Origin of the sequence: Acidovorax sp. (genome assembly GCF_016783915.1) — a bacterium.
Classification (GTDB): domain Bacteria; phylum Pseudomonadota; class Gammaproteobacteria; order Burkholderiales; family Burkholderiaceae_C; genus Acidovorax.
The window spans coordinates 33893-58521 of the sequence record NZ_JADHVT010000014.1; the positions used below are offsets into that span (position 1 = coordinate 33893).

Annotated in this window: 21 protein-coding genes; 10 read left to right on the plus strand and 11 right to left on the minus strand. The window is 67.3% G+C overall.

Going from position 1 to position 24629, the window contains the following annotated elements:
• Positions 1-35 precede the first annotated feature (35 nt).
• The 4 genes from ISS20_RS05120 to ISS20_RS05135 all read left to right on the plus strand — a co-directional run bounded on the left by ISS20_RS05120 (position 36) and on the right by ISS20_RS05135 (position 8188).
• A complete protein-coding gene (locus tag ISS20_RS05120) occupies positions 36-1595 on the plus strand; it encodes a polyamine aminopropyltransferase (protein WP_291434343.1) in 1560 nt (519 codons plus the stop codon).
• Between the two features lie 121 nt (positions 1596-1716).
• Positions 1717-5469, plus strand: coding sequence for a PAS domain S-box protein (locus ISS20_RS05125; RefSeq protein ID WP_291434345.1), 3753 nt, complete (start codon positions 1717-1719; stop codon positions 5467-5469).
• Positions 5466-6458, plus strand: coding sequence for a two-component system response regulator (locus ISS20_RS05130; protein ID WP_291434347.1), 993 nt, complete (start codon positions 5466-5468; stop codon positions 6456-6458). The genes ISS20_RS05125 and ISS20_RS05130 overlap by 4 nt, the downstream gene beginning before the upstream one ends.
• An 11-nt stretch (positions 6459-6469) precedes the next feature.
• On the plus strand, positions 6470-8188 hold the full coding sequence (locus ISS20_RS05135; protein WP_291434349.1) for an FAD/NAD(P)-binding protein: 1719 nt from the start codon (positions 6470-6472) through the stop codon (positions 8186-8188).
• Positions 8189-8217: 29 nt separating this feature from the next.
• Here the strand turns inward: ISS20_RS05135 and ISS20_RS05140 are convergent, their stop codons facing one another.
• Positions 8218-8469 carry a hypothetical protein gene (locus ISS20_RS05140; protein WP_291434351.1) on the minus strand — a complete coding sequence of 84 codons (252 nt, stop codon included), beginning with the start codon at positions 8467-8469 and terminating at the stop codon, positions 8218-8220.
• A 186-nt stretch (positions 8470-8655) separates the two neighbouring features.
• Here ISS20_RS05140 and ISS20_RS05145 point away from each other — a divergent pair, with 186 nt between their 5' ends.
• The 4 genes from ISS20_RS05145 to ISS20_RS05160 all read left to right on the plus strand — a co-directional run bounded on the left by ISS20_RS05145 (position 8656) and on the right by ISS20_RS05160 (position 12034).
• Positions 8656-10008, plus strand: coding sequence for an esterase-like activity of phytase family protein (locus ISS20_RS05145; RefSeq protein WP_291434353.1), 1353 nt, complete (start codon positions 8656-8658; stop codon positions 10006-10008).
• A gap of 256 nt (positions 10009-10264) precedes the next feature.
• Entirely contained in the window at positions 10265-10969 is a 705-nt protein-coding gene (locus ISS20_RS05150) for a riboflavin synthase subunit alpha (RefSeq protein ID WP_291434355.1), read from the plus strand.
• A 22-nt stretch (positions 10970-10991) separates the two neighbouring features.
• Complete coding sequence (locus ISS20_RS05155; protein WP_291434357.1) at positions 10992-11492, plus strand: GNAT family N-acetyltransferase; 501 nt, start codon at positions 10992-10994, stop codon at positions 11490-11492.
• 44 nt (positions 11493-11536) lie between these two features.
• The gene (locus ISS20_RS05160) at positions 11537-12034 is read left to right on the plus strand and encodes an NUDIX hydrolase (RefSeq protein WP_291434359.1); all 498 of its coding nucleotides are present in this window, start codon (positions 11537-11539) and stop codon (positions 12032-12034) included.
• Positions 12035-12082: 48 nt separating this feature from the next.
• On the opposite strand, the gene ISS20_RS05165 is transcribed toward ISS20_RS05160, so the two are convergent.
• The 8 genes from ISS20_RS05165 to ISS20_RS05200 all read right to left on the minus strand — a co-directional run bounded on the left by ISS20_RS05165 (position 12083) and on the right by ISS20_RS05200 (position 21483).
• Positions 12083-13240, minus strand: a complete 1158-nt coding sequence (locus ISS20_RS05165; RefSeq protein WP_291434361.1) for a DUF3089 domain-containing protein — start codon at positions 13238-13240, stop codon at positions 12083-12085.
• Positions 13241-13371: 131 nt separating this feature from the next.
• Entirely contained in the window at positions 13372-14352 is a 981-nt protein-coding gene (locus ISS20_RS05170) for a tripartite tricarboxylate transporter substrate binding protein (RefSeq protein ID WP_291434363.1), read from the minus strand.
• Positions 14353-14390: 38 nt separating this feature from the next.
• Positions 14391-15572: a tricarballylate utilization 4Fe-4S protein TcuB gene (tcuB, locus tag ISS20_RS05175; RefSeq protein WP_291434365.1), complete on the minus strand. Its 1182-nt coding sequence runs from the start codon at positions 15570-15572 to the stop codon at positions 14391-14393.
• Entirely contained in the window at positions 15559-17049 is a 1491-nt protein-coding gene (gene tcuA / locus ISS20_RS05180) for an FAD-dependent tricarballylate dehydrogenase TcuA (RefSeq protein ID WP_291434367.1), read from the minus strand. The genes tcuB and tcuA overlap by 14 nt, the downstream gene beginning before the upstream one ends.
• A 120-nt stretch (positions 17050-17169) precedes the next feature.
• Positions 17170-18117, minus strand: a complete 948-nt coding sequence (locus ISS20_RS05185) for a LysR substrate-binding domain-containing protein (protein ID WP_291434369.1) — start codon at positions 18115-18117, stop codon at positions 17170-17172.
• Between the two features lie 57 nt (positions 18118-18174).
• Positions 18175-19239 carry a porin gene (locus ISS20_RS05190; protein WP_291434371.1) on the minus strand — a complete coding sequence of 355 codons (1065 nt, stop codon included), beginning with the start codon at positions 19237-19239 and terminating at the stop codon, positions 18175-18177.
• 84 nt (positions 19240-19323) lie between these two features.
• Positions 19324-20322 (minus strand): tripartite tricarboxylate transporter substrate binding protein, encoded by a 999-nt coding sequence (locus ISS20_RS05195; protein WP_291434373.1) that lies wholly within the window; start codon positions 20320-20322, stop codon positions 19324-19326.
• Between the two features lie 69 nt (positions 20323-20391).
• On the minus strand, positions 20392-21483 hold the full coding sequence (locus ISS20_RS05200; RefSeq protein WP_291434375.1) for a 4-oxalomesaconate tautomerase: 1092 nt from the start codon (positions 21481-21483) through the stop codon (positions 20392-20394).
• 189 nt (positions 21484-21672) lie between these two features.
• Between ISS20_RS05200 and ISS20_RS05205 the strand changes: the two genes are divergently transcribed.
• Both ISS20_RS05205 and mnmA read left to right on the plus strand, forming a co-directional pair.
• Positions 21673-22614 (plus strand): LysR family transcriptional regulator, encoded by a 942-nt coding sequence (locus tag ISS20_RS05205; RefSeq protein WP_056056686.1) that lies wholly within the window; start codon positions 21673-21675, stop codon positions 22612-22614.
• Positions 22611-23780, plus strand: a complete 1170-nt coding sequence (mnmA, locus tag ISS20_RS05210) for a tRNA 2-thiouridine(34) synthase MnmA (RefSeq protein ID WP_291434378.1) — start codon at positions 22611-22613, stop codon at positions 23778-23780. The genes ISS20_RS05205 and mnmA overlap by 4 nt, the downstream gene beginning before the upstream one ends.
• A 139-nt stretch (positions 23781-23919) precedes the next feature.
• Here the strand turns inward: mnmA and ISS20_RS05215 are convergent, their stop codons facing one another.
• Together ISS20_RS05215 and ISS20_RS23650 are read right to left on the minus strand one after the other, a co-directional pair.
• Positions 23920-24465, minus strand: coding sequence for a Bax inhibitor-1 family protein (locus ISS20_RS05215; RefSeq protein WP_291434380.1), 546 nt, complete (start codon positions 24463-24465; stop codon positions 23920-23922).
• A 64-nt stretch (positions 24466-24529) separates the two neighbouring features.
• Positions 24530-24629, minus strand: a 100-nt coding sequence (locus tag ISS20_RS23650) for an IS3 family transposase (protein ID WP_366827632.1), incomplete at its 5' end; no start/stop codon positions are given.

Genomic DNA, 24629 nt, shown 5'->3' on the forward strand with positions numbered 1-24629 from the left:
AGGGTGCGCTGACAGCCGCCTTGTCGCCTCCCACCTTGTCCCCTACCGAGCCAGCGCCCGCGGCGCTGCCCCGATCCCCCGGCCCACGCCCCATTGATATCGCGCTGCTCATCAGCGTGTTCGTCGTGGCTGCCTGCGGCCTTTTGTACGAGCTGGCGGCGGGGGCGCTGGCGTCCTATGTCCTGGGCGACTCGGTGCTGCAGTTCAGCACCATCATCGGCACCTACCTGTTCGCCATGGGTCTGGGCTCGTGGTTGTCGCGCTACTTTGAGCGGCAGCTGCCCGCGCACTTCCTGCGCATCGAGCTGCTGGTGGCGCTGATCGGCGGCGCGCTGCCAGCCACGCTGTTCCTCGCCAATGCGTATGCGCCGGGCGCGTTCCGGTTTCTGCTGTACGGCATGGTGCTGATGGTGGGCACGCTGGTGGGGTTGGAGATTCCGCTGGTCATGCGCATCCTCAAACGCAACGTGGTGCTCAAGGACCTGGTCTCGCAGGTGCTCACGTTCGACTACCTGGGCGCGCTGGCGGTGTCGCTGGCGTTTCCGCTGCTGCTGGTGCCACACCTGGGGCTCATCCGCACCGGGCTGCTGTTCGGGCTGATGAATGCCGCCGTGGCGCTGTGGGCGGTGTGGCTGTTCCGGCATGAGCTGCGGCGCCTCAAAGCCCATTTGTTCGCCTGCCTGATGGTGGTGGGCCTGTTGCTGGCCGGGCTGGCGGGGGCCGAGCAGATCACGAGTTTTGCTGAAGACAAGTTCTACCAGGACCGCATCATCTTCACCACGGCCACGCCCTACCAGCGCATCGTGGTCACGCAGGGGCGCTATGGCCACCGGCTGTACCTCAACGGCAACCTGCAGTTCTCCGAGTCCGACGAATACCGCTACCACGAGGCCTTGGTGCACCCGGCCATGGCCGCCCACGGTGCGCCCAAGCGGGTGGCGGTGCTGGGCGGTGGCGACGGCATGGCGGTGCGCGAGATCCTCAAGTACGCCTCGGTCGAGTCCGTCACGCTGGTCGAGCTGGACCCGGCAATGACCAGGATCTTCACCGACAACCCGACCCTCGCACGCCTGAATGGCCATGCCTTGCAAAACCCCAAGGTGAAGATCGTCAACGCCGATGCTTTTGCCTGGTTGCAGGAAGGGACAGACACGTTCGATGTCATCGTGGTGGACTTTCCCGATCCCACCAACTTCTCCATCGGCAAGCTCTACACCAACAGCTTTTATGCGCTGCTGGACAAGCGGGTGGCCGCCAGTGGCTACGCTGTGGTGCAGACCACCTCGCCGCTGGTGGCGCGCCAGAGCTTCTGGACGGTGGTCCAGACCATCGAATCGGTGGGGCTGCAAACGGCGCCGTACCACGCCCATGTGCCCAGCTTTGGCGAATGGGGCTATGTCATTGCGAGCCGCAGACCCTGGCGCCTGCCCGACGCCTTGCCTTCAGGGCTTCGGTTTTTGAGCACACCATCGCTGCCCCTGCTGTTCGACTTTCCGCTCGACATGGCGCGGGTGCCGGCCGATGTGAACCGGTTGTCCAACCAGGCGCTGGTGCACAGCTATGAGCGCGAGTGGGGCAAGGTGGTGGCGCATTGAGCCGCCGGTGGCCTGGGAACTGCGGGCATTCGCCGAGCGATTTGCAGGGGTTCTGCCCGCTGGCAGGGGCGCCACAATCGGATACAAATCTGCCATGACCTGATCGCCCTGGGCGCCCCTGATGCTGGACCTCTTTTTCCTTTCTGACGCACAGCCCTATCCGCTGCTTTGGGCGCAGCACGACCCCTGGCTGGTGACGCTGTCGGTGGGGATGGCGGTGCTGGCCTCCGTGCTGGCGCTGCAGATGGCGGGCCTGGCCCGGCGTGCTGACACCCGCTTCATGCGCCAGATGGCCCGGGGGTCGGGCGCAATGGCTCTGGGCGGCGGCATCTGGTCCATGCACTTTATCGGCATGCTGGCCTTCACGGTGTGCTCGCGTGGCCAGTTTGATGCATGGACCACCGTGCTGTCCCTGCTGCCCAGCGTGGGCGCGTCGTGGGTGGCGCTGGGCTTGCTGATGCGCCGCGAGATCAGCCGCTCCGCCCTGGTGGTGGGTGGGGTGCTGGTGGGCGCTGGCATTGGCGCCATGCACTACATCGGCATGGCGGCATCGCAGTGGGCGCCTGTCATGCGGTACGACCCCTGGGGGTTTGCCGCCTCGGTGCTGGTGGCCGTATTGCTGGCCATCGTGGCCCTGTGGGTGCGGTTTGGGCTGGAGCGCGTGGTGCGCTGGCGTGCCCGGTGGCTCAATGCAGTGGCGGGTGTCGTCATGGGGCTGGCGATTGCGGGCATGCACTACACCGGCATGGCGGCCTTGCGTTTTATTGACGCACCCGACGAGCTGGAACTGCTGGCTGCGGCCGATGGCGCGCCCTTGGCGCTGGCCGTCGCTGCAGTGGCGTCGGGTATCGGGCTGCTAGTGATCGCCATCAACGCAGGCTTGCGTTACCGGCAGATGTTCCTGCAGATGCGCCGGAGCGAGTCCCGCCTGCGCGCCATTGCTGACACGGCTGTGGACGGCATGGTGATGATTGATGCGCAGGGACGCGTGCAGTCCTTCAACGCGGCGGCCGAGCGCATCCTGGGCTGGCGTCCCGAACAAGTGGTGGGCCAGAACGTGTCCATGCTCATGCCCGAGCCCGACCGCTCCCGCCACGACACCTACCTGCAGCGCTACCTGCAAGGCCAGGGCGGCAGCGTCGTTGGAGCAAACAGCCGCGAGGTGCTGGCCCAGCGGCCCGACGGCAGCACGGTGCCCATTCGCATTTCCGTGGGGCGCGTGCCGCTTGACGGCGCGCCGGTGTTTGTGGGCTTCATCAGCGACCTGACCCAGCGCCGCGCCATGGAGCAGGAGCTCCAGGCCAGTGAGCAACGGCTGCGCTCACTCATGGCCAACATTCCGGGCGTCACCTTCCGCTGCCGCTACGATGCCGACTGGACCATGCTGTTCATCAGCGATGCGGTGACCGCTCTCACGGGCTGGTTGCCACAGGATTTTCTGGAAGGTCGCGTCAACTTCACCCAGCTTACGCTGCCTGAAGAAGTGGATCGCCTCTGGACGGAAGTCTCCACCGCCATTCAGGAGCACCGCCCTTACCACGTCGAGTTTGGCCTGCGGGATCGCAGTGGGCGCCTGCGATGGGTTTCGGAAAGCGGGCGCCCTGTGGCCGGCGATGACGGGCAGGTGCAGTGGATCGACGGCGTCATCATGGACATGACCTTCTTTCGCGAGCGCAATGCCGAGTTCGAAAGCACGGTGCGCGCCATCAATCGCGCGCTCGCGGTGGTGGAGTTCGACATGCAGGGCCACGTGCTCAATGCCAATGCCAACTTCCGTGAACTCATGGGCTACCGGCTCGAGGAGATCGTGGGCCAGAACCACCGCATGTTCTGCGAGCCGGCCTATGCGCAGACCGAAGCCTATGCACAGTTCTGGGAGCAGCTGCGCTCCGGCCAGCTCGATGGCGGCGAGTACCTGCGCCTTGGCAAGGACGGGCGGCGCATCTGGATCCAGGCCACCTACAACCCCATCTTCGACGCTATGGGTCAGCCGTTCAAGGTCGTGAAGTTTGCGACCGACCTGACCCAGCGCCGAACCATGGAGCAAGAACTGCGCGCCTCCAAGGACCGCGCCGAGCAGGCCGCCGCGGCGCGCAGCACCTTTCTGGCCAACATGAGCCACGAGATCCGCACGCCCATGAACGCCATCATCGGCTTCACTGAGGCACTGCTCGACACCCCCATGGACGCGCAGCAGCGTCGCCACCTGGGCACCGTGCAGCATGCAGCGCGCTCCATGCTGCGCCTGCTCAACGACATCCTGGACACCGCCAAACTGGAAAAAGGCGCAGTGGAACTGGAGATTGCCGACTTCTCTCTGCAGGAGGTGTGCGACCAGATCCTGGCCTCGCTGCGCATCCACGCCGGCAAGAAGGGGCTCGCGCTGCAGTGCGTGACAGACGAACGGGTACCGCCGTATCTGCAGGGCGATGCGCTGCGCCTGCAGCAGGTGCTGCTCAACCTGCTGGGCAACGCGCTCAAGTTCACCGAGCGCGGCCACGTGCTGCTGCGGCTGGACTACCACGACGGCACGCTGGTGATGGAGGTGGAAGACACCGGCATCGGCATCGCCGCGCAGAACCTGGAGCGCATCTTCGACCCCTTCGCACAGGCCGACGCCTCCACCACCCGGCAGTTTGGCGGCACGGGCCTGGGCACCACCATCTCGCGCCAGTTGGTGGAGCTGATGGGCGGCAGCATCAGCGTGCGCAGCACGCTGGGCGTGGGGACCACGTTCACGGTGTGTGTGCCGCTGCCTGTGGGCCAGGCCACGGCGGCGGTGGCCACCGTCAGCCAGGCCGTGCAGCTGCCACCGCTGCGCATGCTGGTGGTGGACGATGTGCCGGCCAACATCGAGCTGCTGCAGATCCACCTGGACCGGGGCCGCCACCAGGTCACCGTGGCGCGCGATGGTGAGGGCGCTGTCGCCGCCTACGAAGGCGGGCGCTTTGATGTGGTGCTGATGGACCTGCAGATGCCCGGCATGGACGGTCTGGAGGCCACACGCCGCATCCGTGCGTTCGAGCAGGCCCAGCGCCGCAAGCCGGTGCCGGTGATCGCTCTGTCGGCCAGTGTGCTGGAGCAGGACCGGCGCAACGCACGCGCTGCCGGCATGGACGGTTTTGCCAGCAAGCCGCTGGAGCCCGCCCGCCTGTTCCGCGAGATCGCCCGCGTGCTGCACCTGCAGCCCGATGCCCCCACTTCAGGCTGGAGCAGCCTGCAAACCTTGACGCGCTCCCCCGACATGCCCCCGGCCCCCCACACCACTATCGCCGCGGTGGACTGGGAGCGTGGCACCCGCCTGTGGGGCCAGCGTGCGCTGCTGCGCGACGCCGTGGCGCGCCTGCTGGCTGACCATGCCGCCACCCCAGCCACCTTGCAGGCCATGGTGACGCAGCCCGACATGGATGCCGCCCGCGCGCTGGCCCACCGCCTGCGCGGTGCTGCGGGCAACCTGGCGCTGGGCCCGTTGCAAACGCTGGCACAGCGCATCGAGGAAGCCGCCCACAGCCTGGACCGCACGGCACTGCAGCCGCTGGTGGCAGCCTTGCCTGCCGCGTTGCAGGCCGTGCAGCAGGCCCTGGCCCACGAGGCCGAGGCCGCCGCCGCGCCTGCTCCCGGCGTGGGCCAGCACCCGCCTCTGACCCAGGACCAACGCCAGCAGGGACAGGCTGCCGCCCAGGCGCTGCAGCAGGCCCTGGCACAGTCCGAGCTGGCCCAGCCGCCACTGGACGTGCTGGTGCAGCTGCTGCCCGCAGACGCCACCGAGCGGCTGCAAGAGGCCATCGACCGCTTTGACTTTGACCAGGCCGTGGTGCAGCTGCAGCAACTGCGCATGCACTGGCTGGACGAACCCCTGGAGAACCCCGCATGACCCCGGCCCCTGACCAGCGGCCCCGCCTGTTGCTGGTGGACGATGAGCCCACCAACCTGCAGGTGCTGCGCCACATCCTGCAGGCCGACTATCGCCTGCTGTTTGCCACCGACGGTGAGCGTGCTCTGCAGGTGGCGCGCGAGCAGCGGCCCGACCTGGTGCTGCTCGACATCATGATGCCGAACCTGGACGGCTATGCCGTGTGCCGCGCGCTCAAGGCCAATGCTGCCACGGCCTCCATCCCGGTGATCTTCATCACCGCCCTCACCGACAGCCAGGACGAAACCGCCGGGTTTGACGCGGGCGCGGTGGACTACATCACCAAGCCCGTCAGCCCGCCCGTGGTGCGCGCGCGGGTGCGCACCCACCTGTCGCTGGTGCGTTTGGACGAGCTGCGCGAAACCCGCCTGCAGATCGTGCAGCGCCTGGGCCGCGCGGCTGAGTACAAGGACAACGAAACCGGCATGCACGTCATCCGCATGAGCCACTTTGCCCAGCTGCTGGCGCTGGCCGCAGGCCACAGCCCGGCCTGGGCCGAAGACCTGCTCAACGCCGCGCCCATGCACGACGTGGGCAAGATCGGTATCCCCGACGCCGTGCTGCGCAAGCCCGGCCCACTGAACGCCCAGGAGTGGGACACCATGCGCCGCCATCCCGAGATCGGGGCCGAGATCATTGGCGAGCACCCGTCGGGCGTGCTGCAGCTGGCCCGCGAGATTGCGCTGGCCCACCACGAAAAGTGGGACGGCAGCGGCTACCCGCGCGGCCTGGCGGGCGAGGCCATTCCGCTGTCGGCACGCATTGTGGCGGTGGCCGACGTGTTCGATGCGCTCACCACCCGCCGCCCCTACAAGGAGCCCTGGCCCGTGCAGGAGGCGCTGGACCACATTGCAGCGCAGGCCGGCAAACACTTTGACCCGGCCCTGGTGGCGCTGTTTGCCCCGCTGCTGCCGCAGCTGCTGGAGATCCGCGCCCGCTGGGCCGATTGAGGTGTGACCGCATGACCGCATGGACCCTGCAGCGCCGCCAGTTTGTGGCGGGCGCCGCCGCCCTGGCCGCAGCCGCCCTGGGTGGGTGCGACCGCGCTACGCCGCCGCTGGAGGGCGGCTTCACCGGCATCGACATGGCGCGTGGCCATCAGCTGCGTGACTGGCTCGCCACAGGCACCTGGCCCGAGCCAGCCGTCGTGCGGCGTGCGCAGGTCATCATTGCCGGCGGTGGTGTGGCCGGGCTGGCAGCGGCGCGTGCGCTGCGCCTGGCGGGGGTGCAGGACTTTGCGCTGCTGGAGCTGGAAGACACCCCGGGCGGCAACAGCCGGGGCACTACCGTCAAGGGCATGGCCTGCCCGCAGGGTGCGCACTACCTGCCCGTACCCGGCGACGATGCGCGCGAGGTGCAGGACCTGCTCGAAGAACTGGGCCTGCGCCGCCGCGTGTCCGGGCGCTGGCAGTACGACGAACGCCACCTGTGCCACAGCCCGCAGGAGCGCCTGTACTTTGATGGCGAGTGGCAGGACGGTCTGCTGCCCGTGCAGGGTGTGGGCGAGGCCACGCTGGCGCAGTACCGCCGCTTTGCCCAGGCCGTGGAGGCACAGGCCCGCGCCGCCCGGTTTGCGATGCCCGCACTCAAGCTGTGGACCGCCCAGCGACCACTGGCGCCCAGCCAGCAGGCGCTGGACGCCATGACGTTTGCCGCCTGGCTGGCGCAGCAGGGGCTGGACGATGCCCATCTGCGCTGGTACCTGGACTACTGCTGCCGCGACGACTACGGCGCCGGGGCCGACCGCGTCTCGGCCTGGGCGGGCATCCACTACTTCGCCAGCCGCCATGGCTTTCATGCGCCTGGCGAGGCCGTGGACGAAGCCCGCGAAAGCGTGCTCACCTGGCCCGAGGGCAATGGCTGGATCACCCAGCGCCTGGCCGAGCCGCTGGCCAACACGGCCCATGGCGGCGGCCAGCTGCGCACAGGCACCAGCGTGCTGCGCATCACCGAAGGTCGCCACGGCGTGGAGGTGGATGCGTTCAACCACGCCACCGACAGCGTGGAGCGCTGGCAAGCGCCGCGCTGCATCGTGGCGCTGCCGGTGTTCATGGCGACGCGCGTTGTGCAGAACCCGCCCGCCTTTCTCACCGGGGCGGCCCAGCGCCTGTCGTGGGCGCCCTGGCTGGTGGCCAACATCCACATCCGCAGCCCGCTCACCGACCGCCCCGGTGCTGCGCCCGCGTGGGACAACGTGCTCTACGCCGACCCCACGGCGGGCGGCCTGGGCTATGTGAACGCTGGCCACCAGCGCCTGGACACCCGCGCCATGCTGGCCGGCCCCACGGTACTCACCTACTACCAGGCGCTGGGCGACCTGGCGGCCGGCCGCCAGCAGCTGGCCACCCAGCCCTGGCAGCACTGGGCCGACGCGGCCCTGGCCGCCCTGGCGGTGCCCCACCCCGACCTGCGCCAGCGCACCACCCGAGTGGACATCACGCGCTACGGGCACGCCATGTCCATCCCCACACCGGGTTTGCAGCAGTTTTTGAGCCAAATCGGCCTGGAGCGCAGATCTTTTATGCGCAAGGTGCTATCAAATGGTGAGCGCACGGCCTGGCTGCCCACGCCCACCACCGCACGGCTGGCGTTTGCGCATGCCGACTGGTCGGGGTACTCGGTGTTTGAAGAGGCCTTCACGCGCGGGCACGGCGCGGGCCTGGTGGCCGCCGCCGGTTGAGACCCCGCGGCGATGCGTGCAGAGGGTCCCTAGCCGCGCTTCGCATCCCACCAAAGCCCCAGGCACAACGCAACGCCCACGGCGTACAGCAGCCAGGTGGCCGAGACGACATAGGGGTAGAACATCAACGCCACACCCCACCATCGCGTGCGCCGCTGCTGCGCCCGTTTGCCGTGCCAGTACACCGCCATGCCGATCAGGCCAAACACAATGGCCCCCACGATGTAGGCCGGGCTGGGCAGTTCCAGGCCGAGGGATTGCAGTGCAGAGAGGGTTTCCATGGGCGGCGGGCAGGCAGGCGATGCGGGTGGGGGTGAGGTGGGTGTGATCCCTGCCAGCGGCGAAAGGTCCCGCCCTGTGTCCGATTCGGCATTGCCGGGGTGGGCGCGGTGGAGGCCCGCATTTCATGGCGGCGTCACATGGCGGCGGCATGGTTCACGGTTTTGGCTCTCTTTACCTCCACCACCATGTCCCGACTCTCCCTGATTGCCACCTGCGCAGCACTGCTGTGCGCCGCCGCCCCCGCCATCGCCCAGCAAGCCTATCCGGCCACGCTGGCTGGCCACGCCGTTTTGCCCGCCCTCACGGTGATTGCCGCGCCCAAGGATGCGCCACAAGACCTGCAGGTCGCTGGCAAGTTCACCACGCCCCGCCGGGTGGACGCCGTGGGCAGCGTGATGGGCCAGTCGGGTGGCCGCGACACCGGCGTGTCGCTACCGTTCCAGGGCCAGCCCATCCAGGGCCACTCGGGCATCAAGCGCATGGCCGATGGCTCGTTCTGGATCCTTACCGACAACGGTGCCGGTTCCAAAGCCAACTCGCCGGACTTCATGCTGCACCTGAGCCACTACACCGTGGACTTCAAAAGTGGCCAGTTCAACCGCCTCAAGACCGTCTTCCTGCACGACCCCGACAAGAAAGTGCCGTTTCGCATCACCCATGAAGGCACCGACAAGCGCTACCTGACGGGCGCTGACTTCGACCCCGAGAGCTTCCAGTTCGCCGGTGGCGCGTTGTGGATCGGGGAGGAATTTGGCCCCTTCCTGATCAAGGCAGACCTGAACGGCAAGGTGCTGGCCGTGTTCGAGACCCAGGTGGACGGCAAGGTGGTGCGCTCGCCCGACGCGCCCGGCGTGCTCATGCCCGGCGCGCCCGACGCCAAGCCCACGCCGTTTGAAGTCAAGCGCTCCAAGGGTTACGAAGGCATGGCTTCCAGCAAGGACGGCAGCAAGCTCTATGCGCTGCTGGAGGGCGCGCTGTGGAACGAAGGTGCCAAGGCGTATGAAAACGTGGGCGGCAAGCAGTACCTGCGCGTGCTGGAGTTCGACGTGAAGACCGAGCAATGGACCGGTCGCCACTGGAAGTACGTGCTGGAGGCCAATCACCACGCCATTGGCGACTTCAACATGATCGACCAGACCACGGGCCTCATCATCGAGCGCGACAACGGCGAAGGCACGACCGACAAGGCCTGCCCCGCAGACCAAAAGCGCACGGATTGCTTCCATGACCTCGCCAAGTTCAAGCGCGTCTACAAGGTCGAAATGAGCGACGCCAATGTGGGCGGCGAAATCCGCAAGGTGGGCTACATCGATCTCATGAACATCCAGGACCCGCAGCGCCTGGCCAAGAAGCCTCTGAACAATGGCGTGCTCACCTTCCCGTTCTTCACCATCGAGAACGTGGACATCGTGGACAGCACGCACATCGTGGTGGGCAACGACAACAACCTGCCCTTCAGCAGCAGCCGCGACCCCAACAAGGCGGATGACAACGAGCTGGTGCTGCTGGAAGTGGGCGAGTTGCTCCGGGCAAGGTAAGGGGCACCCCCCTGAGACGCTTCGCGTCTTCCCCCCGCTCTCGCGCTGCGCGCGGGCAGGGGGACGCAGCCCTCGCTGCGGGGCGGCCCTTGCTCGGCTGCCCTGGCCGGGGGCGCGCCAGTTTTGAGCGCTGCAGACGGGTGCGATGTCCCGGAAAGACCGGTGTGTGGGGGCTCCGACCCTTGGGACACCTTTGAATGCTGCAGGTGGCAAAATTCCCGGTTCCCGTTCCAACGTACCCGGAAGCCGCGCCACCATGTTCACAGGCATCGTCCAAGCCACGGCAGGCATTGCCGCCATCCACGACCGCGCAGGCCTGCGCACCTTCACGCTCGATTTCCCCGAGGGCTTCTGCCAGGACCTGACCATCGGCGCCAGCGTGGCCACCGATGGCGTGTGCCTCACGGTCACCGAGATCCTGTCGCCCACGCAGGCCAACTTCGACGTGATGCTGCAGAGCCTGAACATCACCACGCTGGGCAGCTACGCGCAGGGCGACCGCGTGAACGTGGAGCGCGCTGCCAAGGACGGTGCCGAGATCGGCGGCCACCCGTTGTCGGGCCATGTGGACTTCACCGGCACGCTGATCGAGCGGCGCGAGTTCGACAACAACCTGGTGTGGCGCGTGGCCGTGCCCGAGGCGTTTCGCCGCTATGTGTTTGCCAAGGGCTACATCGCCATCCACGGCGCCAGCCTCACGGTGGCCGAGGTGAACCGGCAAGAGGGCTGGTTCGAGATCTGGATGATTCCCGAAACGCGCCGCGCCACCGTGTTTGAGAACAAGCAGGTGGGCGACCGCCTGAACATCGAGATCGAGCGCAGCACCCAGGTGGTGGTGGACACCGTGCGCGAGGCCGTGCAAGAGAGTCTGGGCCGCCTGCAGCCCGTGCTGGAGGCGCTGCTCAAGGAAAAGGGCCTGTCGCTGGACGACTTTGTGCAGGCGCCCGTGCTGCCGCAGTGATTGAACAAAACCAAGCCCTCTCATGTCCGTGGTGGTGCGCCCGCTGGCGCTGAGCGATCTGGCCGACCTGCTGGCTGTGCAACTGGCCTGCTATGGCGAGGGGTTTGTGGAGAGTGGCGAGGTGTTCGCCCGCCGCCTCGCCAGCCCGGCCAACTGCTCGCTGGTGCTGGAGCAGGGCGGCACGGTGTGCGCCTACCTGGCGGCCTACCGCAGTGTGCGTGGCAAGGTCACTCCGCTGCATGGCGACTTTGAGGCTGCGGCCCAGCCCGACACGCTGTACCTGCACGACATGGCCGTGCTGCCCACCCGCGCGGGTCAGGGCCTGGCCCACGCGTTGCTGCAGCCGCTGTGGGCGCAGGCCCGCGCTGAAGGGCTGCCGCACAGCGCGCTGGTCTCGGTGCAGGGCTCGCAGGCGTACTGGCAGCGGCAAGGCTATGTGCTGCAACGTCTGCAGGACGCTACCCAGCAGGCCCGCCTGGCCACCTACGGCGAAGGTGCCCTGTACCTGGCGCGAGCGCTATAGGCTTTGTAGGCGCAGTGTCACCCGCCCTCGTCATAATCCCCGCCATGCCCCACCGCTGGAAACCCAACGTCACCGTGGCCGCCCTCATCGAGCGCGATGGCCGCTTTCTGCTGGTCGAGGAAGAAACCACCGACGGCCTCAAGCTTAACAACCCTGCCGGCCACCTGGACCCGGGCGAGTCCCCCATCCAGGCCTGCGCCCGCGAGGTGCTGGAAGAGACCGCCCACGACTTCGAGCCCACGGCGCTGATCGGTGTGTACCTCAACCGCTTCACCAAGACGCGCACCGGCGACGACATCACCTACCTGCGCTTTGCGTTCGCGGGCACGCTGGGCACACACCACGACTGGCGCACGCTCGATACCGGCATCGTGCGCACGCTGTGGCTCACGCCCGACGAGATCCGCGCCTGCCCCGAGCGCCACCGCAGCCCGCTGCTGCTGCGCGGCCTGGAGGACTACCTGGCGGGCCAGCGGTTTCCGCTGACGCTGGTGCACACCGACATCTCGGTGACCGAGCCGGACGGCGTGACCGCGCGATAGGCCTTGGTGCCGCACGGGGCGCGGCGCACCGCCCTGTGTGAACAGGCGCTAATTCGCCTTGGCTTTCCAGGCACCGCCCTGCTGGCGCACCAAGTCCAGCAGGTTGCCCATCACCACATTCATATCGATCAGATGCAGGCCCCAATCGTCCAGAGTACGGTCATTGACCACGATATCGCCCGGCACGTCCCGAGGCAGGCTGCCACGCCCGTTCCCGTCCATACCCAGCGCCAGGTAGTGCGCGGCGCCGTCCTTTACACACGCTGCACGCATCAGGCCGGGCAGGTTCACAAACGGGGTGGTCACGCCCTCCAGGCCCTGCGCCCATTCCGCACGCAGCACGGGTTGCCCCAGCAGGTTGGCCTCGCGGGTCAGCATGCTGCGCAGCGGCTGGCCGCTCAGGCGCACCGGGTCCGTGCAGGCCACCTCGGCGCCCGCCGCGTTGCTGCGGCCAAAGCGGGAGTTCGCGGGCGGCGGTGATGACTCGCGGAACGTGGCGTACGTCACCACACAACCGGTTTGCGCTCCTGTGCGGCACAGGGGCAGCGTGGGCAGCGATCCCCCGGTGTCCGCACCTGCAGGGACCATCACGTTGAAGCCGATCAGCAGGGCCGACACCAGGCGCTGCTGCACCGGCTGGCCATCCACATCGCGCTTGAGCAGCTCCAGCAGCATGCGGCTGCCCTGGGAATGCCCCACCAGCACCACGCCCCGGCCTTTGTTGTCGTTGGCCAGGTAGTGCCGCCACGCAGCGCGCACATCTTCGATGGCCATTTCCGGGTTCACACCGGCCGGGTTGCCCGACATGGCCGCGCGCAGCCCCGCCAGCGTGATCTGCCGGTACATGGGCGCAAACGGACGGCACACCGAGGCAAAGGGGGCGAACTGCTGCGCCACCGCCCGCTGCTCGCCCGGGCCGGGTTGCAGCGTGCTGTGCGGGTTGGGGTCCTGCGAGATCGTCGGGTACACGTAAAAGCAGTCGATGGGCGCATCGGCCTGCGGCTTGATCACCTGCACCGTGCGTTGGCCGTCGGCAGCCAGTGTGGTGACGGCCTGCTCAGTGCTGCACAGGTCGGCGCGGCCGGGGCGGCACAGCCAGGTTTCGGGTGCGTCGTAGTTGGCGGCGGGGGTGGGCTGGGCCAGAGCGGGTGCGACCGCAAAGGCGCCGAGCAACACGGTCAAAAGGGAGGAAATGCGGGTGTGCATCAACAGGACTCCTGGGGGGTTTGTGACAGTGTTGCCCACAGGACGATGCGGCGGGTGTCGGCTGTGTGACGGCCTCCGGGAAAACGAGGATGGCTGGCGGCCGTTGCTGCTGCGCCCGTTGCCCTTTCCCATCAGTCTGCCGTCAGCTTGCGCTCCTTGATGATGGTGGCCCACTGGGTCGATTCCTTCTTCATGAAGGCCGTCAGCTCGGCGCGCGTGGTGGGCTGGGGTGTGAGGCCATGCTTGTTCAGCGCCTCTTTCACGCCTGCATCGTTGAGCACCTTGACGATCTCCTGGTTCCAGCGCTCCAGCAGCGCCACGGGTGTTTTGCCCGGCGCCACAAAGGCATACCAGTTGAGCGCCTCAAAGCCCGGAAAACCCGACTCCGCCACGGTGGGGATATTGGGCAGATAGGCTGGCCGCGTGAGGCCGGTGGTGGCCAGCGGGATCAGCTTGCCGGTCTCCACATGCGGCAGCGCCGTGGGGGGCGCGGCAAAGTAGGAGGTCACGCGCTCGCCCAGCAGGTCCTGCAGCGCAGGTGCGCCCCCCTTGTACGGCACATGCGTCATGTCGATACCCGCGCGCTGGTTGAACAGTTCGCCCGCGAGGTGCGATGCCGAGCCCGCGCCGGTGGAGGCAAAGTCCACGCTGCCAGGCTTCTTCTTGGACAGCTGCACAAACTCGGCCAGCGTCTTCACGCCCGCGCCCTTGTGCACCACCAGTACGTTCGGAAAGTTCACCCCGCCCGACACGGCGGCCAGGTCCTTGAAGGGGTCGTAGGCCACCTTCATCAGGTGCGGGGCAATGGTGAGCGGTCCCACCGATCCGAGCAGCAGCACCGAGCCATCGGCGGGCGCATTGGCCACAAACTGGTGCGCGATGTTGCCGCCTGCTCCGCCCTTGTTGTCCACCACCACCGACTGGCCGATGTTCTCGCCCAGCTTCTTGGCGATGAGCCGTGCCGCCGCATCGGCCGCGCCGCCTGCGGCAAAGCCCACGACCAGAGTGACGGGCTTTTTGGGCGGGAAGTCCTGCGCGTGTGCTGTGCCAGCCAGCGTCGCGGTAGCGGCGGCCAGAGCCAGCGCTCTCATCAAGAGGGTGCGTTTTTTCATGGTGTCTCCTTCATCGTGGGTTGTGTGGTGTCAGTGGGTCAGTCCGCGCCCAGGCCAATGGGGTTGGGCTGGCGCTTCTCCACCGCATGGCGCAGCAGCGATGCGGTGCGGAAGATGCCGTGCGCAAACTTGCCGTAGGGCATGGTGGCAAACAGCGCCATCACCGCGCCCAGGTGCAGGCACAGCAGCAGCGGCAGGGCCGCGCTGCCGCGTGCCGCCCACAAGGCCAGGCCGCTGGTGGCGGTAAGGAACAGCAGCGCAATGAAGGCGCGGTCCATGGGCTTTTGTGCCGCATCGCCATGCTGGGGGTGGCGCCGCAGGTTCAGCCGCCACAGGCCTGCGGTGCCGATGGCCATACTGATGCCGCCCACGCCGCCCAGCAGCTTCGGAAAACTGGGCAGGTCGTACGGTGCAGGCATGCCCAGAAGGTAGTGGTACAGCGTGGCCACGCTGGTGGCCGCAAAGCACAGCATGAAGCCGTAGAACGTGAGGTGGTGCATGCGCCTGCGCGAGAGGGTGTAGGCATCGTCCTCGTTGTGGCAACCGTCGCCGTGGCCACCGTCCAGGTATTTGAGGCGCAGCACGGCATCGGTGGCCTCTGCCGTGGCAGGCCCGCTCAGCGGCGCGCCGCTGGTAGCGGGCGTCACGTCGCGCCAGAAGCGGCGCACGCCCAGGACCAGCGCCAGCACGGCGAACAGGAACACGGGCGCAAACAGGCCCACCAGCAGGTTGTGCGGGAAGATGCCGTAGAAGCCGCCCACGGGGGCCTGCCACAGCGCGGCGATGCCCTGCCCATGCAGTACCACGGCCAGCAACAGGAACAGCGTGAGCCCGGCCACCAGTGCCAGGGCCAGGGTCAAGCCGTTGCGCTGGTACAGCTGGCCCAGTGCGGGCGGCCAGGCGTAGTCGGCATAGGTCTGGCCGCGCACCTGGGCCATGGCCTGCGGAATGTTCACCGCAAACTCGTGCGGCGGCGCGTACTGGCAGGCGTGCAGGCAGGCGCCGCAGTTGTGGCACAGGTTGGCGATGAAGTGGATGTCGGCCTTGCCGAACTCCAGCCGCCGCGTCATGGCCGGGAACACCGCGCAAAAGCCTTCGCAATAGCGGCAGGCGTTGCAGATCTGCAGCTGGCGCGCCACTTCGGCCTCGGGGGCGGACAGCACAATGCCGCCATTCGCCAGCGCCCGGGCGTCGCGCGTCAGGGCCTCAAGCGTTTGCATGGTTTGCTCCTTGTTTTGTAGCGTTTGAGGCATGTTTGGCTAGCGCTACCGGCCGTTTGGATGCCAAAGCTGCCTGCGTGCCCGCAATGCGGCCAAACGCGGTGCCAATGCTCATGCCCACGCCGGCGGTGTAGCCCTTGCCCAGCACGTTGCCGGCCATCATTTCGCCCGCCACAAACAGGTTGGGGCTGGGCTGGTTGTTGAAGCGCACGGCGGCCGTGTCGTCGGTGTGCAGGCCGAGGTACGTGAAGGTGACGCCGGGCTTGAGCGCATAGCCGTAGAACGGCCCGGTGTCGATGGGCCGGGCCCAGTGCGTCTTGGCGGGCGCCACGCCTTCGGTGTGGCAGTCGTCCAGCGTGGTGTGGTCGAACTGGCCCACGCGGCAGGCGGCGTTGTAGGCATCGAGCGTGCGGGTGAAGGTGTCCACTGGCAGCCCCAGCTTTTGCGCCAGCTCGGGCAGCGAGTCTGCCTTCACGCCCGGGAACACGGGCGGCATGAAGCGGCCAATGGCCTTGCTGTCGATGATCGAGTAGCCAATCTGCCCCGGCTGCTGCGCCACCAGGCGGCCCCAGATGGCGTAGCGCTTGGGCCAGAAGTCTTCGCCCTCGTCGTAAAAGCGCTCGCCATCGCGGTTGACCACCACGCCCAGGGACACGCAGTCGATGCGCGTGCAGATGCCGCCGTCGTACAGTGGTGCGCGCGCGTCGATGGCCACCATGTGGGCCTGCGTGGGGTCGCCAATGCGGTCGGCGCCATGGTCGTCGAGCAGGTGTTTGAGCAACACGCCCTTGTTGTAGGCTGTGCCGCGGATCAGGAAGTTGTCGGCAGGCCACTCGCCGCGCTCGTTCTGGCCCCAGGCCTCGCGCAGCCACTCGCGGTTCGATTCAAAGCCGCCTGCGGCCAGCACGCAGCTTTTGGCGGTGATGCGCTCGCCATTGGCCAGGAGCGCGGCGATGAAGCGGCTGCCGTCCATCTCGATGCGGTCCACGGGCGCTTCGTAGCGGATCTGCACGCCCAGCTGCTCCGCGCTGCGGTAGTACGCATTGACCAGCGCCTTGCCACCGCCCATGAAGAACGCATTGGTGCGCGCCACGTGCAGCGTGCCCGCCAGCGCTGGCTGAAAGTGCACGCCATGGCGGCGCATCCAGGGCCGGCAGGTGCTCGACTCACGAATCACCAGGCGCGCCAGGTGCTCGTTGGTCAGCCCGCCGGTCACCTTGAGCAGGTCCTGCCAGAACTCCTCTTCGGGGTAGGCATCGACCAGTACGTCCTGCGGCGCATCGTGCATGCATCGCAGGTTGCGGGTGTGGGCCGAATTGCCGCCGCGCCAGGCGCGCGGGGCCGATTCGAGCAGCAGCACGCTGGCGCCTGCCTCGCGCGCCATCAGGGCCGCGCACAGGGCGGCGTTGCCGCCGCCGATGACGAGCACATCAATGCTGGGCGGCGCGTGGACCGATGGAGTGGGATGGAGGGGCACCGGGAGCTTTCGTTCATGGGTTTGGACACCACTGTAGGAATTTCGCCCCGGCGTGGGCAGGCCCGAATGCGCAAGGGGCCATCACGGATCGTGATGGCTTGGCGCCGTGTTGAACGGGTACTACAGGGGGCGCGCGAGCGTGGCGCCTGTCCACGCGCCCGACTGCACCAAAGTGCGTGTGCAATCCGCCAGAACCACGCGTGTGGCCAGCGCGGCAGGTGAAAGCTCGTCGTCGGACAGGCTGCACAGTGCGGCAGGCCGGCTTGCGGGCGCGTCAGCCAGTTCGGCGAGGCCAAAGCGCGTAGCGGCGTCGGGATAGCGCCCCACGGCCGCCCAAGGTTGCAAGGTGCTGCCCAGACCCTCGTTCACGGCGTCCATCAGCATGGCCAGCGAATCGATCTCCATCGCCACGTGAGGTGCCACCTTGGCCGTGGCAAAGGCGGCATCGATGCGGCTACGCAGTCCGTGGGGGCCCGTGGGCAGAATCAGCGGCTCGTCCTTCAGCTTGGCCAGGTGCAGGCGCCGGGGTAGCCGCGCAGGCAAGCTGCTGGTGCCGCGATGGGCGCTGCGGATGAGGAACAGGCGCTCCTCCAGCAGCGGCAGCACGCTCCAGCGGCGGGCGGGCTGGGTGTCGAACAGCACGGCCAGATCCAGCTGGCGGGCGTTGAGCATGTTGGAGAGGTGGCCCGACAGGCTTTCGACCATGTGCAGCCGCACATCCGGGTAGCGTTCGCGCATCGCCCGCATCAGCGGTAAGCCCAGAACCGATGCGGTGGTGGGCGCCAGGCCAACGGTCACGGTGCCCGAAAGACGGGCTTGCCGCGCCACGCGCGCTGCCTGGTCGGCATGGCGCAGGGTGAGTTGCGCCTCGCGGAAAAAGGCCAGCCCGGCCTCGGTGGGCACGGTGCCCTTGCTGGTGCGCTGCAGCAACCGGGTGCTCAGCTCGCCTTCCAGCCGGCTGATCTGCTGGCTCAGGGCGGACTGAACCATCTCCAAGTCGAGCGCGGCCCGGCCCATGGAGCCAAGCTCGACCACGCGGACAAAGTAACGAAGCTGACGCAACTCCATGGGGCGATGGTCGCACAGTCCCACCAGTACCGGTGCGATTGCGCCCGGTGGTTCGCGTCAGAAGGTATGCACAACGCCTGCGGAAATGCCTGTGGCGGTCGCTTTGTTGGCTGCACCCTGGAAGCCGTCGCGCCAGCGGGTGTTGTCCAGCTCGGCATACACCTTGGTGCGGCGCGATAGCTTGTACTCGGCAAACGCCACCAGGCGGCCGTAGCCGTCGTCGGCCGCGCCGGTGCGTGAGCGGTCCACCTTGTAGTAGGCCGCTGTGAGGTCCACCCACGGGGTGGCCGCCCAGGTGCCGCCGGCTGACAGCACGCGCTGCACGGTGAAGCGGTTGGCGGCGGTCTCGGCCTTGTTGCGGCCTGCATTGGCGGCCAGGCGCACACTGCCCCACTGGTAGGCGGCGCCCAGCGTGGTGCCGTCCAGTGAGCGCTTGTTGGTGTCGTTGAAGCTCTGGTAGGCGCCGGATACCACGAAGCCATCCGCAGCCCAGGCCAGGCCCACGCCGCGTGATGACAGTGCCGAGGCCTGCGATGCGACTTCGCCAATGCCCCACATGGCGCGTGCCGTGAAGCTGCCGAAGCGGCCCGTGTACTTGAGCGAATTGTCCAGCCGGTACGAGCCCGAGTTGGCGCCTGCGCTGCCGTATTCGATGCCCAGGCCATGCTGGCTCAGCGCCGTCACGCCGATGTTGGGGTTGAAGCTGGCAAAGCGCATGGCCAGCGGGTCCACGGGCGAGATGGCGTCAGCCAGCGTTGTGGTCTGGCGGCCCAGAGCCAGCGTGCCCCAGCCGCCCTGCAGGCCCACCCAGGATGCGCGGTCGAAGTATTTGGTGGCGTTGGCTGGTGCACCCGTGTCGGCGTTGAGGCCGCTCTCCAGGTTGAACAGCGCCTTGGCGCCGCCGCCCAGGTCTTCACTGCCCCGCAGGCCCCAGCGGCTGGTGGTGTGGATGCCACTGCCCAGGCTGCGGCTGGAGCCGGCCGTGGGCGCGTTGGATGCGGTGAGGCCGCTGCCGTTGCGCAGGCCCAGGTCCACCACGCCGTACAGCGTCACATCAGTGCCTTGTGCCATCGCGCCGTGGCCGATCAATGCAGCGCAGGCCGCTGCCATCCTTGTTCTCATCTGTGTCTCCTCTTGTTGAAATGTGGGCGTGCCGCGCAGGGGCGGTGGCGCCCGTCTGCCTCCCCGAGCCGTCTTCGCAGGGGCTCAATCGGGTGTGAGCTGGGCCTTGACCACCACACCCTTCCACTTGGCGAGTTCCTGCTTCACCGTCAGAGCCAGTTGCTCGGGCGTGCTGGTGTCCACCACCGCGCCTTGCTCCTCGATGCGGCGCACCACGTCCTTGTCGGCCAGTGCGGTGTTGAGGGTCTTGTTGAGCAGGTCGATCACCGGGCGGGGTGTCTTGCCGGGTGCGAACAGGGCGTACCACTGGGTGATCTCCACACCCTTGATACCCGCCTCCTCCAGCGTGGGCACATCGGGCAGCAGCGACGAGCGCTTGGGCCCGGCCAGCGCCAAGGCGCGCAGCTTGCCGCTCTTGACGTGGGGGTAGGCCGAGAACAGGCTGGGGAACATCACCTGCGTCTGCCCGGCCATGGTGTCGTTCATGGCGGGGGCTGCGCCCCGGTAGGGCACATGGGCCATCTGGGCGCCACTTTCGAGCTTGAAGATTTCCGCCGAGAAGTGTGGGGCCGTGCCGTTGCCGGCCGATGCGTAGTTGAAGTCGTGGGGTTTGGCCTTGCTCAGCGCCACCAGTTCGCTCACCGTCTTGGCCGGCACCTTGGGGTTCACCACCATCAGCGTGGGCGAGTAGCTCACCATGCCGATGGGCTCGAACTGCGTGATGGGGTCGTAGCGCAGCTTCTGCAGCGCGGGGCTCATGCCGTGGGTGCCGATGTAGCCGAACAAAATGGTGTGCCCGTCCGGCGCGGCGCGCGCCACATATTCGGCCGCAATGGCGCCATTGGCCCCGGCCTTGTTTTCCACGATGACCTGCTGGCCCAGCAGGGTGGAGAGCTTGATCGCCACCACGCGTGCCATGCCGTCGTTGCCGCCACCCGCGGCGGTGGGCACGACCAGGGTGATGGGTTTGTCGGGGTAGGCGGCGTGGGCGGTGCCGGCGGCCCAGAAGGCGCTGGACGCGAGCGCTAGCGCAGCCGTGGCCAGCGCCGTGCGGCGCGTGGTGGAGTGAATGGAACGGGTCATGGTTTGTCTCCTGTCGTAATGGTTGAAATCGTTGGAAGGGCGCTGCGCAAGCGGCGCCCTGAAGAGCGCTCAGTGCGTGGGGGCGGTTTCGGGAACGAACAGCGTGCCTTCCAGGATCTTTCGGGCGGTGCGTACCAGCGCGGCCTGCATCAGCTTGAACTGGCCATCCACCTCGCTGAGTTCCACCTCCACCTGGATGCGGCCTGCCGGGTGCTGCACTTCCACGCGGCGCAGCCCGGCGGCGGGTGCATGCCGGTCGTCGGTGGCCACGGTGCCCGGCAGTACCGAGGCCGCCGCGACGCCAATCGCGCCGGTCACCGCATGCGAGCGGTGGCACTGGTGGGGGGTGAAGTAGCGCGACACCACGCTGCCCGGTTGTGCGCCCGGTGACACGATCACCGGCTTGGGCAGCACGCTGTGTGTCACATCGCCCATGCCCATGCGCTGGCCTGCTTCGAGGCGCAGGGCCTCGATGCGGGTGAGCAAGGCGGTGCTGGCGTCCAGCTCGGCGGGTGTCTCGTCGCCGCGCAGGCCCAGGTCGGTGGCGCGCACCAGCACCATCACCTGCGCTGCGTCGATGCAGGTGACATCCAGGCCCTGAATGGTGTCGATGCGCTGGCCGGTGGGAAAGATCTGCCCGGTGACGGCGCCCCAGGCGTCCAGGAAGTTCATCAGCACGGGGGCTGCCGTGCCCTGCACGCCGTCAATGCGCACATCACCGTCGTAGTGCACCTGGCCGCCTGCTGTGCACACCTGCACGTCGATGCGGGAGCGGGTGTTGACGTTGTAGACACGCACGGTGGTGGTCTGGCCTTCGCGGTCTGCGGGGACCAGCCCCTGCTCGATGGCAAAGGGCCCCACACCGGCCAGCATGTTGCCGCAGTTGGGCCGCGTGTCCACGCGGGCTTCCTGCACGCTGACCTGGGCAAACAGATAGTCCACATCGCAGTCGGGCTGCGTGGAGCGCGAGACGATGGCGACCTTGCTGGTCAGGGAGTTGCCGCCGCCCAGGCCGTCGATCTGCAGCTCATGGGGTGATCCCAGGGCTGCAATCAGCGTGCGGTCGCGGGCCTCCGGGTCGCGTGGCAGCCAGTCGGCCAGGAAGAACGGCCCCCGGGAGGTGCCGCCGCGCATCAGAACGCAAGGAATGTTGGTGCTCATGGGTCGGCATGGTGCGACGCCTTCGCTGATCTGTGAATTGCATTGTTGGCAACGATTGATGCATGCTGTGCAATAGGCCCAGGCGGCTTGTACATGCTCCAATCACGGCCGTGAATTGCAATGTTCTGATCGTTTGATGCACGGATTGCAACGCTGCAAACACCCCGAATCGCACATTGAGGACGCCCGATGAACAACAAGTTCGACCTTGCCGACATCCAGGCCTTTGCTGCCGTGGCCGAGCTGCAGAGCTTTCGTGCCGCTGCCGAGGCCATCCACCTGTCGCAGCCGGCGTTCAGCCGTCGCATCGACAAGCTGGAAGAAGCGCTGGGTGTGCGCCTGCTCGACCGCACCACGCGCCGCGTCACGCTCACGGCCGTGGGCCGCGACTTTGCACGCAAGACCCGCGTGTGGCTGGACGATCTGGACGGCATGCTCATGGGCCTGGGCGACGTGGCCGCACGCCGCATGGGCGAGGTCACGATTGCCTGCGTGCCATCGGCCGTGTATTACTTTCTGCCGCAGGTGGTCAAGCGTTACCACGAGCGGTTCCCGAAAATCCGCGTCAAGGTGCACGACGCCAGCGCCAACGAGGTGCTGGTGGCCGTCGCGCAGGGCGATGCGGACTTTGGCCTCAATTTCATCGGCAGCCAGGAGGCCGAGATCGAGTTCAAGCCCGTGCTGGCCGAGCGCTTCGTAGCCGCCTGTCGGCGCGACCATGTGCTGGCGCGGCGCAAGAAGGTGAGCTGGGCCGAGCTGGGCCAGCACGACTTCATGTCGGTGGGCAAGACCTCGGGCAACCGCCTGCTCATGGATCTGGCGCTGGCCAATGTGCCCGACCGCCCCCAGTGCCTGTACGAGGCCAAGCATGTGACCACGCTGCTCGGCCTGGTGGAGGCGGGCCTGGGCGTGGCGGCTGTGCCCAGCCTGGCGATGCCGGGCAAGGACCACCCCACGCTGGTCAGCATTCCGCTGGTGGAGCCCATCGTCACGCGGCAGATGGGGCTGATCAAGCGCCGAGGCAAAACCCTGTCGCCTGCCGCGCAGCAGCTGTATGACCTGCTGGTGGCTACGCGTTCTGCGCGCCCGCGCAGTGCTCCGGCGGCATCAAAAATACAATCGGGGCAATGACTTCCCCTACCAAACAGCGCGTTGTCGTCGGCCTTTCCGGCGGCGTGGACTCGGCCGTGACCGCCTACCTGCTCAAAAAGCAGGGCCATGAGGTGGTCGGCATCTTCATGAAAAACTGGGAAGACGATGACGACAGCGAGTACTGCTCGTCCAACATCGACTTCGTGGATGCAGCCGCTGTGGCCGATGTGATCGGCATCGAGATCGAGCATGTGAACTTCGCGGCCGACTACAAGGACCGGGTGTTTGCCGAGTTCCTGCGCGAGTACCAGGCCGGCCGCACTCCCAACCCCGATGTGCTGTGCAACGCCGAGATCAAGTTCAAGGCCTTCCTGGACCACGCGATGCGCCTGGGTGCCGAAAAGATCGCCACCGGCCACTATGCCCGCGTGCGGCACAACCTGGCCACGGGCCTGCACGAACTGCTCAAGGGCCTGGACCCGAGCAAGGACCAGAGCTACTTTCTGCACCGCCTGAACCAGGCGCAGCTGTCCAAGACCCTGTTCCCCGTGGGCGAGTTGCACAAGACCGAGGTGCGCCGCATTGCCGAGGAGATCGGCCTGCCCAATGCCAAGAAGAAGGATTCCACCGGCATCTGCTTCATCGGTGAGCGGCCGTTCCGCGAGTTTCTCAACCGCTACATCAGCCATGCGCCCGGGCCCATTCTGGACGACCGGGGACGCAAGCTGGGCCAGCATGTGGGCCTGAGTTTCTACACGCTGGGCCAGCGCCAGGGCCTGGGCATTGGGGGCGTGAAGGAAAAAGGCGCCCAGCGCGGTGGCGGCGCGCACGAGCCCTGGTTCGTGGCCCGCAAGGACCTGGAAAAGAACACGCTGCGGGTGGTGCAGGGGCACGATCACCCTTGGCTGCTGTCGCATCGCCTGCAGGCGCAGGACGTGAGCTGGTGCGCTGGCCATGCACCTGCGCCCGGCGCGTACGCTGCCAAGACACGCTACCGCCAGCAGGACGCCGCTTGCGCGCTGGAGGCCGTGCCTGATGGCTTTGCGCTGCAGTTCCCAGAGGCCCAATGGGCCGTGACGCCTGGGCAGAGTGCGGTGCTGTACGACGGTGAGGTGTGCCTGGGGGGCGGCGTGATTGCAGCGGTGGAAGGGTTGCCGCAGCAAACCAGCGGTGCGCCAGCCGTGCAGACGGCCGCTGCACGTTGATTGCTAGAAAATTGATAGCTATCAGGGTATTCAAATCAAGCGCTAGCGCCTGATTTCTTTTCAGATTCCTCCTGAAAATGCAAAAAAGCCGGAGCGGTGGTCGCTCCGGCTTTTTGGTGTCGGGGAGTGCCCCGGCGTGTCAGTCGTCGTTCGTGGCCAGGCTGATCAGGATGCGCAGCACATACCAGAGCATGAGCGCAATCGACGCAAACAGGTGCAGCGCCGCACCAGCGGGGCGGTCTGCGGGGTAGTCGTGGATGATGCGCGAGGTGTCGTACAGCACACAGGCGCCCGCAAACAGCACCATGAGCCCTGAGAACCAGATGCCCAGCTTGAAGCCGAAGATGGCGCCCGCAATGATGGTGCCCAGCGCCACCAGGCCAGCCACCTTCAGGATGCCGCCCAGGAACGAAAAGTCGGTCTTGCTGCTGAACGCCGTCCAGGTGAGCGCCGCCACCAGCAGCAGCGTGATGAAGGCGGCAGCGCCAATGGCGCCGGGCACCAGCAGCTGGGCAATGCCGAACATCGGGGCAAAGATGAGCCCTTCCGCCAGTACGTAGAGGCCCAGGCCCATCAGCTGCGTCTGGGGGTTGTCCGAGTTGTCTGCCAGGTGCGATGCCAGCCAGCCCACGAGCATGAAAGCGCCCATGACCCCCAGCCACAGGAATTTGCTACCGCTGGCCATGAGCATCTTGGCCGCGGCGGTGGAATGACCTTGCCCCTGTTTCGTGTAGTTCTTAACCCACGATTCACGCGGCCTTTTTACGCTGTGCCTCGTACCAGCGTTGTTCGTACTGCATCGGGCTGAGGTAGCCCAGCGACGAATGCAACCTGCGGTGATTGTAGAAG